Raw genomic sequence first — 18,393 nt, 5'->3', positions numbered from 1 at the left:
CCTTAGAAGTAAATTTTAGTTAAGGTGTGTTTCGTAGGCATCTAAGAAAGATGCAACATTCTGAAACAGGGTTTCCACTTCAATAACGATACTTTCGGCTTTTGACTGGGCACTTAGCGCACCAAAGGCAGTGTAGTACTCTTCACCACCAATGTTTGAAATGCCTACCGTGGTCAAAGGGAACACCATATGAGTAGACAATATTTCATGATCTAGCGCTGGCTTATCTTTTACTTCCGACGCTGCAAACAAAAGACTCTCTACTAAAATCTGCTCTCCGCTGATAGCAAGCCAGGCATCTATGCCGTCTTGATTAGCAATAAGTAAGCAGTTTTCCTCACGTGTTACCACAAAGTCATCATGCTCTTTAAATAAGGCTTCGATGCTTTCCAGTTCCCAGCTCATACCTTTCTCCTTTAATTATTGAAGCGATAGTTGTGAAAATGAATGTCGTGTAAGTGGTGTGTTATACAACTGCACTTTATTAAAAACAGATACTTTGCTGTATTAACCACCGAAGTTACTGTAACGACTATTTTCATCTTCGCCAATATCTAGACTTGCAGTGTAGACCTGTTGTGCCATAATCGTCAACATTAAATACATGCTATAAGTGTAAAAAAGTGTGTTTTTGTAAAATATATATCACATTTGTGTGGTTTTTGGAGGCTGTGTGAACACTGGAAATACGCAAGGTGCTAAAAATGCGTGGCGGCAAACGGTAGCAAGAGTTGTGAAATCTGAGATGTCTGTGCGCGGCGTAAAATATCAAGCGTTAAGCCAAAGGCTGGAAGAGATTGGCGTGGAGCAAAGCGCAGATAATCTTAGAAATAAGGTAAATAAAGGTATTATGGGCGCCGATTTACTTCTGCAGATTTTGTACGTGTTGAAGGCGCGTCCATTAGATGCGGCGCTTTTAGAGGAAATCTTAACTGATCTTCAGCAATAAACAGCGTAAAATACCGCCGTTCATAAGATATCGATATTCAACTAACCTGTCGCGCAGAGGAATCGAAGCTTCGCAATAACGTTGCGATGAGTGAAGGTAGGCAGGGAAAATAAGCAGATAAAAAAATACCCAGCAAGTGCTGGGTACGAATGATAAGGAATGTTTATGGGAGAACATCATCACTATCTGCAGGTATCTTAACCGTTTAAGGAGTTAAGTGCTATTTAATAAATTGAATTGTACGTATATTGTTCAATATAAAGTTATTTTATAATATACGTTAACTTTTAATTTGTTGATAATCAACATTTTTTGTTTTTATTTTGACTTTGGCTTAATCTGTAGATCTATTTTTATTAGCCTTTAGTTGCAACTTAAATAGCACTTAATATTCTACTTTTGTCTAACTTTTATGCCGTAATTTAGTCGTATTTATGAAACTATCAGATTTTAGCTTCGAGCTACCCGAAAAACTTATCGCCAAATACCCAACTCAGCAACGTACAGCGAGTCGCTTGTTACATTTAGATGGGAAGACTGGCAATGTAGCGCACACGATGTTCGCTGACATGCTGAAATTTGTAGAGCCGGGTGACCTCTTGGTGTTCAACAATACGCGAGTTATTCCTGCACGTTTACTGGGCAAAAAGGAAACGGGTGGTCAGGTTGAGGTGCTGATCGAGCGCATCACATCAGACAATACAGCGTTAGCGCATGTTCGCGCGAGCAAGGCGCCTAAGCCTGGATCTAAGCTGATTCTTGAAGAAAAAGTGAATGTTACGGTGACAGGGCGAGACGATGCGCTATTTATTTTACAGTTTGACCACGATGAGACCGTATTAACGCTGCTAGAAGCCCATGGCCACATGCCGCTACCTCCTTACATCGACCGTCCCGATGAAAGTTCAGACAAAGAGCGCTATCAAACCGTTTACAATCAAAAGCCGGGCGCGGTAGCGGCGCCTACTGCAGGACTACACTTTGACGATGCAATACTGGCTGCGTTAAAAGAAAAAGGCGTGAATTTGGCCTTTGTAACTTTGCACGTTGGCGCGGGTACGTTCCAGCCTGTGCGCGTTGATAATATTCAAGAGCACAAGATGCACGCAGAGTTCGCTGAAGTACCACAAGACGTTGTTGACGCTGTTTTAACCACAAAGGCCAACGGTAAACGCGTTATTGCAGTGGGTACAACCTCTGTACGCTCTTTGGAGTCAGCGGCAAAGGCAAGTGCAGAGCGCGGTGACGAGGAAGTTATTGCGCCATTTAACGAAGATACTGAGATTTTTATCTACCCTGGTTTTGAGTTTAAAGTGGTAGACGCAATGTTCACCAATTTTCACCTTCCAGAGTCCACGCTAATGATGTTAATTAGCGCATTTGCTGGCAAAGAGAATGTCATGAAGGCGTATCAAGAAGCGATAGAGAAAGAATATCGATTCTTTAGCTACGGTGATTCTATGTTTATTGAACGCGCCTAAGCACATTCGCCCGAGGACATTAGGCGTTTAAATCGGTGTTTTGCAGGCCTTTCTAGCTTAGTTACAGATAAACATAGATACGGGGCATGATCTCAGCCGAATTACTGGTATAATCGCCGCCAATTTATTTTTATACCCAGCGCAAAAGCGCAACAAAGTGGGAATGCTTTCACATGCAATTTGAGTTGTTAAAAACCGAAGGCCGAGCACGACGCGGTCGTTTGGTGTTTGAACGCGGTGTTGTAGAAACCCCAGCGTTCATGCCCGTAGGTACATACGGTACCGTTAAGGGAATGACCCCTGAAGAATTAAAAGACAGCGGTGCACACATCTGTCTTGGAAACACGTTTCACCTGATGCTTCGTCCTGGTACGGGCATTATTCGCCAGCATGGCGACCTGCACGACTTCATGAATTGGGACAAGCCAATCCTTACGGATTCGGGCGGCTTCCAAGTGTTTAGCTTGGGTGATTTGCGTAAAATTACCGAAGAAGGTGTAACATTCCGCTCTCCGATAAACGGCGAAAAGATTTTACTTACGCCTGAAAAATCGATGGAAGTTCAGCGCGATTTGGGCTCTGACATCGTGATGATTTTTGATGAGTGCACGCCGTACCCCGCTACTGAACAAGAAGCGCGCGTTTCAATGGAAATGTCGCTACGTTGGGCCAAACGTAGTAAAGAAGCCCATGGCGATAACCCAGCAGCACTGTTTGGTATCATTCAAGGCGGTATGTACGAAGGTCTGCGCGACGTTTCACTTGCTGGCCTTGAAGCTATTGGCTTCGACGGTTACGCCATTGGTGGTCTTTCAGTAGGTGAGCCGAAAGAAGATATGATCCGCATTATCGATCATACCGCGCCTAAAATTCCGGAAGATAAACCTCGCTATTTAATGGGCGTGGGTAAACCTGAAGATTTGGTAGAGTCTGTGCGTCGCGGTATCGATATGTTTGACTGTGTAATGCCCACGCGTAACGCCCGAAACGGTCACCTGTTTGTGACTGAAGGCGTAGTGAAGATTCGCAATGCGAAACACAGAAACGACACCTCGCCATTAGATGAGAATTGTGATTGCTACACTTGTAAAAACTATTCTCGCTCTTATCTACATCATTTGGACAAGTGTAACGAAATCTTGGGTGCGCGCTTAAACACCATCCATAACCTTCGCTACTATCAGCGCGTGATGCAGGGTCTTCGCGATGCGATTGACGCAGGTACGCTTGATGAGTTTGTACAAGAATTTTATGAACAAAAAGGGTTGCCGGTTCCGGCACTATAACAACGATAATATTTGGGGAATTTTATGAGCCTATTTATCTCTAACGCTTACGCACAGTCTGCTGGTGCGCCGCAAGGTGGCGGCATGGAAATGATCATCATGCTAGCTGTATTTGGTTTAATCTTTTACTTCTTGCTTTACCGTCCACAGGCTAAGCGTGTAAAAGAGCATAAAAACCTAGTATCGTCACTAAGCAAAGGCGATGAAGTGTTAACACAAGGTGGTTTGGTTGGAAAAATCACTAAAGTGTCAGAAGAAAAAGACTTCATTGAAGTTGCACTTAACGATTCAAACAACATCGTTGTTCAGAAGTCTTCAGTAACTGCTGTGCTGCCTAAAGGCACGATGAAGTCACTGTAAGTAACAAAAGCCGGGGCCGGGACGCTTCCCGGTACTGGCACGAAAGGATTATCCAGTGCTAAACAAAAACTCTATTTGGAAAGTACTGAGTGCACTCATTGTGGTTGCAATGTGTGCACTTTATGCGCTTCCTAACATTTACGGTGAAGATCACGCCGTACAAATCTCAGCAGGCCGTGACGCTGTGGTAACTGACGCCACAGTGGAACAAGTAAAAGCCGCGCTAAGTGAAAAGAATATCTCTCCAAAACGTGTTGAGTTTGAGAACGAACAAATATTAGTTCGCGTTTCGGATTCTGACACCCAGCTTGTAACGCGCGAAACGCTTGAAAAGGCGCTTGGTGATGACTACTACGTGGCTATGAACCTTGCCCCTGACACGCCAGAATGGCTTGAAGGCCTAGGTGGCGCGCCAATGAAGCTAGGTCTTGACCTTCGCGGTGGTGTTCACTTCTTGATGGAAGTGGATATGACCGAAGTGATTGCTAAGTCGCTAGAAGATGCAGAGGGTGGCTTCCGTACATCACTGCGTGAAGAAGGCATTCGTTATCGCGGTGTAAAACAAGTTGACGATCATATCGACATTACGTTCCGTGATGAAGATGCGCTAGACAAGGCTGAGTTCTTTTTGCGCAACCAAAGTCGCGACCTTACCTTTAATCAGGTGGACGACTTAACACTTCGCGCTATTTTTGCTGAAAGCAAGCTTCAAGAAATTCGCGACAACGCGGTTAAGCAAAACATTACCATTATTCGCAACCGTGTAAACCAACTTGGTGTGGCTGAGCCGCTTGTACAAAAGCAAGGTGCTGATCGCATCGTTGTGCAGCTTCCAGGTATTCAAGACACCGCCCGTGCGAAAGAGATTCTTAATGCTACAGCAACACTAGAATTTCGCATGGTGGACCAGAAGAACGACATCCGTGATGCATTGAACGGCCGCGTTCCTCCTGGCTCTCAAGTGATTGAAGATCAGCAAGGCATTCCTCAGCTGCTTGAAAAGCGTATTATGCTTACCGGTAGCCATATTATTGATGCGAATAGCGGTGTTGATGAATATGGACTTCCGAACGTAAACATCTCGCTTGATTCTGAAGGCGGTAATAAGATGTCTCGCTCAACCCGTGGGAACATTGGTAAACCAATGGCTACGGTGTTTATCGAATACAAGTCAACTGGCGAACGTAACAAAGACGGCAAGCTAGTGTTTGAAAAACATGAGCAAGTTATCTCGGTTGCGACTATTCGTGCGCAGCTGGGTAGCAAGTTCCAAATCACAGGTCTTGATTCACCGAAAGAAGCCCGTGACTTAGCGTTGCTACTTCGCGCAGGTGCACTGATTGCGCCAATTCAAATTGTTGAAGAGCGTACGGTTGGACCAAGCTTGGGTAAAGAAAACATTGAGCTGGGCATGCAGGCTATTATGTATGGTCTGGCAGCGGTACTTGTTTTCATGTTGATTTACTACAAAGCGTTTGGTGTGGTAGCGAACATCGCTCTGATTACAAACCTGGTTATGATTGTGGGCATTATGTCGATGATCCCTGGTGCAACGCTTACGCTACCGGGTATGGCAGGTATTGTACTGACCGTTGGTATGGCGGTAGATGCAAACGTGCTTATCTTTGAGCGTATACGAGAAGAGATACGTGATGGCCGCAGCCCACAGCATGCCATTCACCAGGGTTACGACAGTGCTTTTTCTACCATTCTAGATGCTAACATTACCACCTTCATTGCAGGCTTAATCCTGTTTGCCGTGGGCACAGGCCCAATTAAAGGCTTCTCGATTACACTGATGATTGGTATAGCAACCTCGATGTTTACCGCAATCCTAGTTACGCGCGTTATTGTTAACGCAGTATGGGGCGGTCGACGCGTAGAGAAATTGGCGATTTAAGGAAGTAACATGCAATTATTAAAACTATCCGATACCGTCAATTTTATGCGCCTTCGCATTCCTGCGATGGTGTTATCAACGGTACTCATTTTAGGTTCGTTCGTGTCGCTAGGCGTTAATAGCCTTAACTGGGGGCTAGACTTCACTGGCGGTACGCTAATTGAAGTTGGCTATGAGGACGCTGCTAACTTAGAAGGCATTCGCGCCCAGCTAAACGAAGCGAATTTTGAAGATGCCATAGTACAAAACTTTGGCAGCAGCCAAGATGTACTTATCCGCATTGCTCCTCGTGATGGCGTTAAAGCCGTGACTATTGGTGAACAGGTACTAGCTGCCTTGCGCGCTGACGGTACTGAGGTTGATATGCGTCGAATCGAGTTCGTAGGTCCTAACGTAGGTGAAGAGCTTACTGAGCAGGGCGGCCTTGCGATGCTAGTTGCACTCTTGTGTATTCTAGTTTATGTCGCGATGCGATTTGAATGGCGATTCGCTCTAGGGTCAGTGTCGGCACTAGCTCACGACGTTATACTTACGCTGGGTTTGTTTTCAGTACTTCAAATCGAGTTTGACCTTACGGTACTTGCAGCGGTACTAGCGGTAATTGGTTATTCACTTAACGATACCATCGTTGTGTGTGACCGTATTCGTGAGAACTTCCGCAAAATTCGTAAAGGTGAGCCTGTTGAGATTATCAATATCTCGCTAACGCAAACCCTAAACCGTACTATCATCACCTCATTAACCACGGTGTTGGTATTGGTTGCATTATTCTACAAGGGTGGTGCACTTATTCACGGATTTGCAACAGCATTGCTGTTTGGTGTAGTGGTAGGTACTTACTCATCGGTGTATATCGCAAGTTCAGTGGCACTTGCATTGGGTATTAGTAAAGAAGACCTAATGCCACCACAAGTGGAAAAGGAAGGCGCAGATTTAGATCCTATGCCTTAGTTTTACACGCTTGAAACGTACAAAAACCGCATCTACGATGCGGTTTTTTTACGCTTTATCAAAAGTGGAATTTACTATTGATTGGGGGCTAATGCTTGTTTCAGATCATCTTTATATCGCCTGGAAAGCGCTACTGATTGACCGTTATTGAGCATTATTGTTCCATCCCCTGTTTCTTCATAACTTATAGACACAATGGCAGGTATTCGCACTGCGTGCGATCGGTGCACTCGCATAAAGCCTTGATGCGCTCCTTCTTCACAAAACCGGCCAAGGGTATAACGCAAGGGGTAAACGCCCACGTGAGTATGAAGGTTAATGTAGTTTCCTGAGGCTTCTACTCGCTGTATGTCAGTGACTTGAACCAAAAACTCCTTATTGAGCTTTTTCACCAATAAATAGTCAGGTAAGGTGCTGGCCACGTTGTCATTCGTTATCTGTGATGTGTCGCGTATAATAGGTGATGCTTCACCAATTAAGCGTTGATAGCCAAACCGTGCAATATAGTAAAAAGTAATCAGAGTAATATAGCCCCATACATCCTTTCGATATTCGTAGATGAACTCATTGAGCCATATCCCAAAGTCATAATTGCGTTCAGAGAATAAATAGACGAGCTTTCGAAATGCTACCATTAATGATACATGGGCTACTGAAAATAAACTGGCGAAGGCAAAATGCCACCCAAGCCATGTCGCTCCCACTTTTACCTTCTGATCGAGTATACGTATAGCGATAATTAATGGGATGACGAGCAAAGCGGTGCTCAAAGCACTCGAGTATTCCCAAACGTACGGCTCCCAAAGTGCTACGCTGTTATTGTCGCTTCGAGAGAATTCAGTCCAACTAGACGCAGCATTGATTGAATTGTTTATAAACAAATAGGCTGTAAGCAAAACAAATGCAGCGTATTTATGTTTTGATTCAGAATCCCTAAGAAACTGACTCCATTTTTCATCCCAGTTATTCACCGCTTAACCCTTTTTCCCTTAATTCTCGTCACTTAGGCGTTTGCTGTCGGACGTCTATCACATTAGATGCAACACGTTAGTTAAACACTATTGAATAGGAGTGAGGACATTGACGCAAGCATATGTTGGTCAGGAAGCAACGTTTGTTAACAGAACTTCAAAGGGGGAGGCGAAAGAGAAGGCCGTGGTCGAGAGTCCTGTCACTCAGCGTTATTTCGAGTTGGATGCGCTGCGTGTCATCGCGTTTGGTGTACTCATTTTTTATCACATCGGAATGTATTACGTTTTAGAGTGGGGCTGGCATATAAAAAGCGACGTGCAATTTCCACTTTTACAAGATGTGATGATATTGACCAACCAATGGCGTATGTCTTTATTATTTTTGATCTCTGCCATGGTATTTACCGTCGTGCTGCGCCGCGCTTATGGCCAAACGACCTCTCGCTGGCGTGTATCCCTTTCACTACTGGGGAAGAGGGCGTTGCGGATATTAATTCCTCTTGTATTCGGTATGTTTGTTATCGTCGCGCCACAAGTTTATGCAGAGTGGACAGTCAGCGGAGCACTAGCCATGCCGTTTAGCGAGTTCTACGTTGCTTACATCAATCCAAATACTGACTTGTTTATCGACAAACAATCGGTAATTGGCTTACTGACATGGAATCACCTTTGGTTTTTACCTTACCTTTTTGTGTATAGCGCTTTCATATTGCTGTTTTTCCCGCTTATCAGATTTGTGGAAGTAAGGGCGTTGAGAGTACTCGATAGTTTGGCGCTGTTTAGCGTGTTAGTGGTTACGATCATGACTGCCATATGGCTGGAGCTACGAGTAGCATATCCCACGTCTCACGACTTGCTTAATGATTGGTATAGTCATGCAAAGTACTTTTTTGTGATGCTGGTAGGTATTGTGGTCGCGCTTAGACCCGCATTGTATGCTGCAATTATGAGGTCCCGTTACGTAAGCTTAACCATTGCGATAGTACTTTACAGCGTCATAATTTTAGACCGTCACGACTTGCTAGGCCCTACAGGGCAGTTAATGGAGTCGTCGCCTGGGTTTCGTGTTTTGGTTGGTGTAATCGTTGTACTTAATCACTGGGCATGGTTGGCAGCAATATTGGGGTTCGGTCGAAAATATTTGTCTAACCCGAGTAAGGTGGTGAGCTATTTGAACAAAGGCGTGTTGCCATACTATATGGTGCATCAAACGATAATTGTGGTGGCGGCGTTCTTTTTGAGCTCCCGTGTATCGTCGACACTCGGAGAATTTATTTTAATAACGCTAATAACCGTTGTGGGGTGCGCACTGACATACGAAGTCGCCAAGCGCTTTTTAATACTTAGATTTTTATTTGGCCTAAAGTTAAACGAAAACTATAAATGAGAAAAAGAAAAAGGCGCTATGTCACGTCATTCGTGTCATAGCGCCTTTACTGTCTAACTGTGCTTGGTTTATCGGCTCAGTTTATGTGCTTACGGGCGATTTATTTAAGCTGCTTTTACTTAAGATGCTTCTTATTTAAGGTGCTTCTTACTTAAGATGCTTCACTAAGCCTTGAACCACCTTCACGCTACCAGCAACAATTTCGCCTTTGTGAAGCGGGTCGTTTCCGCCTTTAAAGTCTGTTACCAATCCGCCAGCTTCACGAACAATAAGCTCACCTGCTGCGATATCCCAAGATTTAATACCGCGCTCCCAGTAACCGTCGTGACGGCCAGCTGCAACGTAAGCAAGGTCTAGCGCAGCACTACCTGCGCGGCGAATGTCACCCACTTCGTGGAAAATCTTGTTTAAGCTTAGTGCGTACTCGCCAAATTGAGACTTGTTCTTAAACGGTAAGCCAGTAGCAATAATGGTTTCAGAAAGGTCACGAGGCTTAGAAGCACGAATACGATAACCGTTAAGCTGCGCGCCTTGACCACGGCTAGCGGTGAATAGTTCGCTGCGAATTGGGTCGAAAACAACCGCTTGATCTAAGCGACCTTTGTGAAGAAGTGCAATTGAAACGGCAAAGTGAGGAATGCCTTTTACAAAGTTAGTGGTGCCATCTAGTGGATCGATGATCCACTGATAATCAGTTTCTGTGCCCAATACTTCACCCGATTCTTCACCTAGGAAGCAATGGTTCGGGTAAGACTGCTGAATTTTGGCAATAATTGCTTGTTCTGCTTCTTTATCAACTTGAGTAACGAAGTCATTTAAGCCTTTCGACTCTGTTGCTACCTCATTATGTTTTTCAAAACCACGAACAATAACTGTTCCAGCCGCACGCGCAGCGCGCACCGCAATATTCAGCATAGGATGCATAGATAAACCACCAATTGTAAAAGACCAATGAAACAAACTAGCTGTACAAAAAATAGCTAATTGTTTTCGAAAACGGGCGGAGTCTACCAGAATCTATGCGCGATGCAAATGAAATCCCAGCACAATAGCGTGAATAGCCATCTATACTGCCACTGTGTTAAACTTCACGCTATTAAGGTCTGTAAGATAGTACGCCAATGACGCGTAATATCGAATTAAAGACGCTATCCAAATAAGTACGTAGGTATTACACGCATGCTCGAGAATATTCGCATTATTTTAGTTAACACGTCTCACACGGGAAACATCGGCTCGACAGCAAGAGCTATGAAAACCATGGGGCTGAGCAGCTTATATCTTGTCGACCCAGTAAATGAGCCAGACGGTCAAGCCAGTGCATTGGCGGCAGGGGCAGGTGATGTGCTTGCTAACGCGAAAATTGTAAGCACGCTGGAAGAGGCAGTTAAAGACTGTGGCTTGGTAGTAGGGACGTCTGCACGCTCTCGCACTCATTCATGGCCTATGTTAGGCCCGCGCGACTGTGGCGAAAAGCTGGTCCAAGAAGTAGAAAAGTACCCGGTAGCCTTGGTGTTTGGGCGTGAGAACAGTGGTTTAACTAATGAAGAGCTGCAGCAGTGTCACTTCCATATGTGTATTCCAGCCAACCCTGAATACAGCTCACTTAATTTAGCAGCAGCAGTGCAAACCCTTTGTTATGAGATTCGCATGGCCTATCTAAATCGCGAAACCTATCCAAGTGTTGAGGAAGAATATCCACTGAATGACGATTTAGAGCGTTTTTATACGCATTTGGAAACCACGCTGGAAGGCACGTCATTCATTCGCAAAAGTCACCCAGGTGTGGTTATGACTAAGCTGCGCCGCTTGTTTAACCGAGCACGCCCTGAGTCTCAAGAGCTTAATATATTGCGCGGTATATTGGCGTCTATCGATAAATCGGTGAAGAATGCTAACTCAGGCGATGCAGACCCTGCACCAGCGATAGAAGAAAAAGAGTAAACACTATGTTCGCCCGTATAAAAGATGATATTCAAGGTGTATTTCATCGCGACCCAGCGGCCAGAAACACCTTTGAAGTGCTAACCAACTACCCTGGACTTCATGCAGTGTGGCTGCATCGCATTAGTCACAAACTATGGAAGGCTGAATGGAAATGGTTGGCACGCAGTTTATCAACCTTTAGCCGTTGGCTTACGGGGATTGAAATTCATCCTGGTGCCACGTTAGGACGACGGGTATTTATCGACCACGGTATGGGTGTGGTCATTGGTGAAACAGCAGAAATTGGCGATGATGTCACCCTTTACCACGGCGTTACTCTTGGAGGCACTAGCTGGAGAGCAGGTAAGCGCCACCCAACCCTTAAAAAAGGCGCTGTAGTTGGGGCTGGTGCCAAAGTGTTAGGGCCTATTATTATAGGTGAAAACGCTAAAGTAGGGTCTAACTCTGTGGTCGTAAAAGATATTCCTGATGGCGCTACGGCGGTGGGGATCCCGGGTCGTATCATTATCTCGAAGCAAAAAGAGATGAATGCGTCGGTAAACCCCGAGCGAGATAAAATTGCCCAGAAATATGGTTTTGATGCCTATGCTGTCGCGCCAGATAACCCTGATCCTGTGGCCAATGCGATGGGCATAATGCTAGAGCACATGCACCAAATGGACACCAAAGTGGAAGAGATGTGCAAGGTCATTCAGTCGCTAGGTGGCGATGTGTGTACCGATAATTTACACAATATTAGCGCTGAAGATTTCGTAGAAACGGGTTTCGACCTAAAGGAAACCCAAGAGCGAGAGAAGGCTCATTCTTCTTTCGACCCCGCTATTTAACTCTAATTCCGCATACTATTTTCGGGTGCTAAGGCCGAGAACCTTCACCCTTATATAGTAAAAATTCACAAAGGCTTGTTTTTACAAAACATTAACAAGCACATTGACTCATGCATAACTCCAACATACATTGAGATGGAAGGTTGATCATCACTTTTCAGGGACGTTATGCAAGAAACCGCGCAGTTACTCGACGTACTAATTGTTGGAGCCGGAATTTCGGGTATCGGCTGCGCCTACCACATTCAAAAAAAATGTCCTGACCTTTCATATTCTATTATAGAAGCCCGCGGTGATTTGGGCGGCACATGGGATTTATTCAAATACCCGGGAATACGCTCAGATTCTGATTTATTCACCTTTGGCTACGAATTCAAACCTTGGAAAGAGAAAAAGGCCATTGCTGATGGTCGTTCAATAAAGGCTTACGTAGAAGAAACCGCGGCTGAAAACGGTATTAAAGAGCACTTACGTTTTTTAACTCGTGTGGTAGATATAGATTGGCAAAGCGATAAACACTATTGGCGGGTTACGTTAAAGTCAGAAGAGAGTGGGCAGCATGAGCACATTGCCGCCAGATGGATATTTAACGCTTCGGGTTATTATCGATACGATAAAGGTTATGCACCACATTTCAAAGGGCAATCACAATTTAACGGTCAGATTGTACATCCACAGCATTGGCCTGAAGATCTGGATTACGAAAACAAACGCGTCGTGGTAATCGGAAGCGGTGCAACGGCGGTAACGCTGGTTCCCGCACTAGCGAAAAGCGCATCGCACGTGACTATGCTGCAAAGAACGCCATCCTACGTATTGCCTGTTCCCGTAGATGACCCAATCGCAAAACATTTACGCGCGTGGTTTAGCGAGGATACAGCGTTTAAAGCTGCGCGTTGGTTTAACATAGCGAAACAGCGTTGGGTGTACGCATTTTGTCAGCGCTTTCCGCATCGTGCGCGCAAAATAATACGCAGTCTTAATGCAAAAATGTTACCCGAAGGATATCCAGTAGATATACACTTTAACCCTCCTTACAATCCTTGGGAGCAGCGACTGTGTGCAGTTCCGGGGGGAGATTTATTCGAGTCAATTTCGAAAGGTAAGGCGTCGGTTGCAACAGATACTATAGATACGTTTACTGAAACGGGCATTAAACTTGATTCGGGCCAGCATATTGAAGCAGATATTATAGTAACAGCCACTGGATTAAACCTTCAGCCTTTAGGAGGGATAGTGCCAAAAATTGATGGTGAAGCTGTTTCGCTTCCAGAATGCGTCACGTATAAAGGTATGTTACTCAGTGGCGTGCCTAATTTTGCTATTGCGGTGGGCTATACAGCTTCATCGTGGACACTAAAAATTGGCCTTCTATGTGAACATTTCACGCGATTGCTTAATCATATGGAAGAGCACGGCTTTACACAGTGTACACCTGTAGCAGACCCAAATATGGAAACACAACCGTTGCTAAACTTTGGCGCTGGCTACATCCAACGCTCTTTAGAACAGTTGCCACGTCAAGGCATGCAGTTTCCTTGGTCTATGTCGTTCAATCATGCACAAGACGTGAAAATTTTTCGGAAAGGCCGTGTGGACGATCCAGCGCTTAAGTTTGAATAGAAATTTTAATAGACGCACACTTACTTTTATTAAATCACGAGAGCTTTAAATGAGTTTAGCCCAGCATCATGAGCAATACGTAACGCTTAAAAGCGGTGATAGGTTTTGCTATGCCGAACATGGTGTCGGAAATACCGATACCATTGTACTTATTGTGGGTTTAGGTCTTCAGTTGGTTTATTGGCCAAACGCGCTTATTGAGCGTTTAGTTGCTAGTGGATTTCGCGTTATTTGTTTTGACAATCGTGATGCAGGAAGGTCAGTACGCAGCGACACACCGCATCCCAGCCTATTACAGCAGTTAAGAGGAAGGTCGCCGAAAGGTGCATATGGACTTGAGCGGATGGCTGAAGATACTGCACAGTTGTTAGAGGCGCTAAATATAACAAGCGCACATATCGCAGGAATGTCTATGGGAGGGATGATTGCACAGACCCTTGCAAGTATACATCCTGAAAAAGTGATATCTATGACGTCTATTTTCTCGACGACAGGGAATCGCCGCGTAGGGCAACCCTCTTATTCAACGCTATGGCGAATGGCAAGAGCTAAAGCGCCAATGAACGAAAATGACGCAGTAAAAAACTATCAGGCAATGATGACGCATATTGGCGATGTAGCTGCAAACGGAGCCGTAAACCAATGGCATCAGTACGCGCGTTTGGCATGGCAGCGCAATGGTGGCAAAAGTGATGCAAAAGCGATGTTCCGGCAAATCGGTGCTATTATGAAATCCGGGGACCGAACGCCAATGCTTCAAAATGTCAAAGCTCCAACATTAGTGATTCACGGAGATGTTGATCACATGGTGCATCCCAGTGGCGGTGTTGCAACAGCCAGAGCTATATCAGGTGCTAAACATCAAGTGTTGCGTGGGTTGCGCCATCAAATTGATACCGTTCAATCACATCGGATAGCAGACAGTATTCTTGCTCATATTCACTTAAATGCAAACAAATAGCGCTTATGGTCGCCAATATTATTTACCCTTCAAATAAGCCATTCATCGCCTTTTATTAGCAGACCTTTCCGCGCAAATTTTGCGCCTAATAGTGCTTAATAGGATGGTGCTTATACGAAACGAAAGTCCTGATACAAAAAAGCGATTACTCGAATCAATAATACCTGACTAATTTACTGGGTCTTATACTTGACCATTTTAGTCGGGTATGTGAAAATTCCCGCACTATAAAACGGCGGGAGAATCCAATGAAACTCACTTCGAAAGGGCGCTATGCGGTTACCGCAATGCTTGATGTCGCTTTGCATTCAAAGCGTGGTCCAGTGCCTCTTGCCGACATTTCAGAACGACAAGAAATTTCTTTATCTTACCTTGAACAGCTTTTTTCTCGATTGCGTAAAGAGCAATTGGTAGACAGCGTCCGCGGGCCTGGCGGCGGCTATTTGTTAGGCCGTGAAGCAAGCAAAATTGCGATTGGCGAAGTCATTCGCGCCGTCGACGAGTCCATTGATGCGACACGTTGCCAAGGACAAGCAGATTGCCAAGGCGGCGATCGCTGCCTAACGCACAGCTTGTGGCAAGACCTAAGTGATCGCATTGCGGCGTTTTTGAATTCAATTACGTTGGGCGAGTTAATGGCAAAGCGTGATGTGCAAGAGGTAGCCGACCGTCAAGACGGTAATGCCTCACTTCGTCATATCACCAAAGATATTGAAGTTAGTATCCAACTTTAAATTGGTATTGAGTAACGCATGGCTTTATCAACACCCATTTATTTAGATTACGCAGCAACAACACCGGTAGACCCAAGTGTGGCCGAGGCAATGGCAAAATGCCTAACCCTGGATGGCAACTTTGGTAACCCAGCTTCTCGTAGTTATCGCTTCGGCTGGATGGCAGAAGAAGCGGTTGATGTTGCTAGAAATCAAATCAGCGACGCGCTTAATTGCGACCCTAGAGAAATTGTTTTTACTTCGGGGGCCACTGAATCGAACAACCTTGCAATAAAAGGCGTTGCCCAAGGTTATGCCAATAAAGGCAAGCATATCATTACCGTTAATACCGAACACAAAGCGGTGTTGGATACCTGTGAGTTCTTACAAAGCCAAGGCTTTGAGGTTACGTATCTTGAAGTACAGCCGCACGGGTTAATTGATTTAAATGCGCTTGAAAATGCGTTGCGCGACGACACTATTTTGGTGTCGGTGATGCACGTTAACAATGAACTTGGGGTTATCCAAGACATTCAAGCTATTGGCCAGCTTTGTCGTGACAAAGGCATTCTTTTTCATGTGGATGGTGCGCAAAGTGTGGGCAAAATTGCCATTGATTTAGCTGAGCTTCCTATAGATTTGCTGTCTATATCGGCGCACAAGATATACGGCCCGAAAGGTATGGGGGCGCTATATGTGCGTCGCCGTCCCAAAATTAATCTGGTGGCACAAATTCATGGCGGGGGCCACGAGCGCGGCATGCGGTCGGGTACATTAGCCACCCACCAAATTGTTGGAATGGGTGAAGCCATCGCGCTAGCTTCTTCAAAAATGGAAGAGGATAGTGCGCGCATATTAACGCTGCGTGAATCGCTGTGGCAAGGCCTTCAGCAGCTCGACGATGTCTATTTAAACGGCCACGCCACACAGCGAATCCCAGGCATTCTAAATGTGAGTTTTGCGGGTGTAGACGGCGAAAGCTTGATGATGGGCTTAAATGATATTGCCGTATCTTCAGGGTCGGCATGTACGTCAGCGAGTCTAGAGCCCTCGTATGTGTTAAAAGCGATTGGCCGCAGCAACGAATTGGCGCATGCAGGAATTAGATTCAGTGTGGGGCGTTTTACGACCCAAGAAGACATCGATTACGTAATACAAAAAGTAGTGGATGTAACAACAAGACTACGCCAAGCGGTTTCAGCATAAACGCCTATACCGTCGTTGAGCGCGGGTTTTTGTAGTAGGCAAAGCGTAGTTAGTGTTAGCGCATTCTTTTTTATTTTAGTGAATGTGGAAGAAAATTAATGCGCGTTTGAAGGAAATTGACCTTTAAGCAGCGTTTAAAACGCGTAAGTGGCCATAAATTAATGGCTGAATATTTGAGTGAAATAGTCGGGTATTATATACTACGGCACCAAAATTTTAGGCTGTCCGCAATGTAACTGGCAGTTTTGGCAACTCTTTTGGGCGTAAACCCAAATAAATGACGTTGTTGAAGTTGAAAGTCGATATAAATTACCAAGACCGTGGGGTGATTTATTTGCCAGTTAAATAGAAAGGTTAGTGGCAGCAAATGCAGGCAAACAAGTGAGATCCCAACATGAGTGAACAGATCGAACAGGCGTTAGAAAGAAAGTACGATGCGGGTTTCTATTCAGAAATCGAATCGGAAACGTTTGAAAGCGGCCTGGACGAGTCGGTTATCCGCCGCATATCAGCAATGAAAAACGAGCCTGAATGGATGCTTGAATGGCGTTTGAAGTCTTATCATGCATGGCTAGAAATGGAAGAGCCTGATTGGGCGCATGTCGACTATCCGAAAATCGATTATCAGGCCATTTCTTATTACTCGGCACCAAAGAGTATCAAAGATAAGCCTAAGTCGCTAGATGAAGTTGACCCTGAGCTACTTCGCACCTATGAAAAGCTGGGCATTCCTCTACACGAGCAGGAAATGCTGGCAGGCGTTGCGGTAGATGCGGTATTCGACTCGGTATCGGTTGTAACTACGTTTCGCGATAAGCTTGAAGAAGCGGGAGTGATCTTTTGCCCAATTTCTGAGGCAGTACAGAAGTACCCAGACCTTGTAAAGAAATACATCGGTTCGGTAGTGCCGCGCACAGATAACTATTTTGCTGCGCTTAATAGCGCTGTATTTACTGACGGTTCATTTGTTTATATTCCAAAAGGCACACGTTGCCCAATGGAGCTTTCTACTTATTTCCGTATTAACGAAATGAACACCGGTCAGTTCGAGCGTACCTTGATTGTTGCTGATGAAGGCAGCTATGTAAGCTACCTTGAAGGTTGTACCGCGCCACAGCGCGATGAAAACCAGCTGCATGCGGCAGTGGTTGAGCTAGTGGCAATGGACGATGCGCAAATTAAATACTCAACGGTACAGAACTGGTACCCAGGTGACGAGAACGGTAAAGGCGGTATCTACAACTTCGTGACAAAACGTGGTGTAGCGCATACCAATGCGAAAATCTCGTGGACGCAGGTTGAAACCGGCTCTGCGGTTACGTGGAAGTACCCAAGCTGTGTACTTAAAGGCGACAACAGTGTAGGTGAATTCTATTCAGTAGCGCTAACGCGCGGTCGCCAGCAGGCTGATACCGGAACTAAGATGATCCACGTGGGTAAAAATACCAAGTCGACCATTATCTCTAAAGGTATCTCAGCGGGTAACAGTAACAACGCCTATCGCGGGCTGGTTCAAATGGGCCCTCGCGCAGACGGAGCACGTAACTTCACCGAGTGTGACTCTCTACTTATCGGTGACAAATGTGGCGCGCACACATTCCCGTATATCGAAAGCCGCAACCCTTCAGCCATTGTTGAGCACGAAGCAACTACATCGAAGGTGAGCGACGAACAATTATTCCTGTGTCAGCAACGTGGCTTAGACACAGAAAAGGCCGTTTCTATGATTGTTAACGGTTTCTGTAAAGAAGTATTCAAAGAGCTGCCAATGGAATTTGCCGTAGAAGCCGGCAAGCTGCTCGAAATTAGTCTTGAAGGTTCAGTGGGGTAA

General features: G+C 45.2%; 17 protein-coding genes. 14 read left to right on the top strand and 3 right to left on the bottom strand.

All coding sequences use genetic code 11. The features are described 5' to 3' along the window. Window positions 1-15: 15 nt before the first annotated feature. Window positions 16-405 carry a DUF2170 family protein gene (locus MHM87_RS04560; RefSeq protein WP_014950192.1) on the bottom strand — a complete coding sequence of 130 codons (390 nt, stop codon included), beginning with the start codon at window positions 403-405 and terminating at the stop codon, window positions 16-18. Between the two features lie 268 nt (window positions 406-673). Between MHM87_RS04560 and MHM87_RS04555 the strand changes: the two genes are divergently transcribed. The 6 genes from MHM87_RS04555 to secF all read left to right on the top strand — a co-directional run bounded on the left by MHM87_RS04555 (window position 674) and on the right by secF (window position 6,927). Then, on the top strand, window positions 674-949 hold the full coding sequence (locus tag MHM87_RS04555) for a DUF6471 domain-containing protein (RefSeq protein ID WP_014950191.1): 276 nt from the start codon (window positions 674-676) through the stop codon (window positions 947-949). Between the two features lie 434 nt (window positions 950-1,383). Next, the gene (queA, locus tag MHM87_RS04550; protein WP_049588006.1) at window positions 1,384-2,430 is read left to right on the top strand and encodes a tRNA preQ1(34) S-adenosylmethionine ribosyltransferase-isomerase QueA; all 1,047 of its coding nucleotides are present in this window, start codon (window positions 1,384-1,386) and stop codon (window positions 2,428-2,430) included. A gap of 173 nt (window positions 2,431-2,603) precedes the next feature. Then, entirely contained in the window at window positions 2,604-3,716 is a 1,113-nt protein-coding gene (tgt, locus tag MHM87_RS04545; protein WP_014950189.1) for a tRNA guanosine(34) transglycosylase Tgt, read from the top strand. A 24-nt stretch (window positions 3,717-3,740) separates the two neighbouring features. Further along, window positions 3,741-4,076, top strand: a complete 336-nt coding sequence (gene yajC, locus MHM87_RS04540; RefSeq protein WP_014999069.1) for a preprotein translocase subunit YajC — start codon at window positions 3,741-3,743, stop codon at window positions 4,074-4,076. Between the two features lie 55 nt (window positions 4,077-4,131). Then, window positions 4,132-5,976, top strand: coding sequence for a protein translocase subunit SecD (gene secD, locus MHM87_RS04535; protein WP_014950187.1), 1,845 nt, complete (start codon window positions 4,132-4,134; stop codon window positions 5,974-5,976). Between the two features lie 9 nt (window positions 5,977-5,985). Beyond that, a complete protein-coding gene (gene secF, locus MHM87_RS04530; protein ID WP_014977044.1) occupies window positions 5,986-6,927 on the top strand; it encodes a protein translocase subunit SecF in 942 nt (313 codons plus the stop codon). 74 nt (window positions 6,928-7,001) lie between these two features. On the opposite strand, the gene MHM87_RS19955 is transcribed toward secF, so the two are convergent. Beyond that, on the bottom strand, window positions 7,002-7,898 hold the full coding sequence (locus MHM87_RS19955) for a LytTR family DNA-binding domain-containing protein (protein WP_239257869.1): 897 nt from the start codon (window positions 7,896-7,898) through the stop codon (window positions 7,002-7,004). A 109-nt stretch (window positions 7,899-8,007) separates the two neighbouring features. On the opposite strand from MHM87_RS19955, the gene MHM87_RS04520 reads away from it, so the two are divergent. After that, complete coding sequence (locus MHM87_RS04520) at window positions 8,008-9,285, top strand: acyltransferase family protein (protein WP_239257868.1); 1,278 nt, start codon at window positions 8,008-8,010, stop codon at window positions 9,283-9,285. Window positions 9,286-9,432: 147 nt separating this feature from the next. Here the strand turns inward: MHM87_RS04520 and suhB are convergent, their stop codons facing one another. After that, window positions 9,433-10,209: an inositol-1-monophosphatase gene (suhB, locus tag MHM87_RS04515; RefSeq protein WP_014950183.1), complete on the bottom strand. Its 777-nt coding sequence runs from the start codon at window positions 10,207-10,209 to the stop codon at window positions 9,433-9,435. A gap of 255 nt (window positions 10,210-10,464) precedes the next feature. Here suhB and trmJ point away from each other — a divergent pair, with 255 nt between their 5' ends. The 7 genes from trmJ (at window position 10,465) to sufB (ending at window position 18,393) form a co-directional block, all read left to right on the top strand. Further along, window positions 10,465-11,229 (top strand): tRNA (cytosine(32)/uridine(32)-2'-O)-methyltransferase TrmJ, encoded by a 765-nt coding sequence (trmJ, locus tag MHM87_RS04510; protein ID WP_014950182.1) that lies wholly within the window; start codon window positions 10,465-10,467, stop codon window positions 11,227-11,229. Window positions 11,230-11,234: 5 nt separating this feature from the next. After that, complete coding sequence (cysE, locus tag MHM87_RS04505) at window positions 11,235-12,059, top strand: serine O-acetyltransferase (protein WP_239257867.1); 825 nt, start codon at window positions 11,235-11,237, stop codon at window positions 12,057-12,059. A 168-nt stretch (window positions 12,060-12,227) separates the two neighbouring features. Further along, window positions 12,228-13,682: an NAD(P)/FAD-dependent oxidoreductase gene (locus tag MHM87_RS04500; protein ID WP_239257866.1), complete on the top strand. Its 1,455-nt coding sequence runs from the start codon at window positions 12,228-12,230 to the stop codon at window positions 13,680-13,682. A gap of 49 nt (window positions 13,683-13,731) precedes the next feature. Beyond that, a complete protein-coding gene (locus tag MHM87_RS04495) occupies window positions 13,732-14,643 on the top strand; it encodes an alpha/beta hydrolase (protein ID WP_239257865.1) in 912 nt (303 codons plus the stop codon). A gap of 248 nt (window positions 14,644-14,891) precedes the next feature. Continuing rightward, a complete protein-coding gene (gene iscR, locus MHM87_RS04490) occupies window positions 14,892-15,377 on the top strand; it encodes a Fe-S cluster assembly transcriptional regulator IscR (protein ID WP_014950178.1) in 486 nt (161 codons plus the stop codon). An 18-nt stretch (window positions 15,378-15,395) separates the two neighbouring features. Then, a complete protein-coding gene (locus MHM87_RS04485) occupies window positions 15,396-16,562 on the top strand; it encodes an IscS subfamily cysteine desulfurase (RefSeq protein ID WP_239257864.1) in 1,167 nt (388 codons plus the stop codon). 394 nt (window positions 16,563-16,956) lie between these two features. Beyond that, window positions 16,957-18,393: a Fe-S cluster assembly protein SufB gene (sufB, locus tag MHM87_RS04480; protein WP_239257863.1), complete on the top strand. Its 1,437-nt coding sequence runs from the start codon at window positions 16,957-16,959 to the stop codon at window positions 18,391-18,393.

Source organism: Alteromonas sp. Cnat3-28 (assembly GCF_022348265.1).
Taxonomy (GTDB): domain Bacteria; phylum Pseudomonadota; class Gammaproteobacteria; order Enterobacterales; family Alteromonadaceae; genus Alteromonas; species Alteromonas macleodii.
Note: the sequence above shows the minus strand (reverse complement) of the source record. Positions and strands in the feature narration are given on the sequence as shown.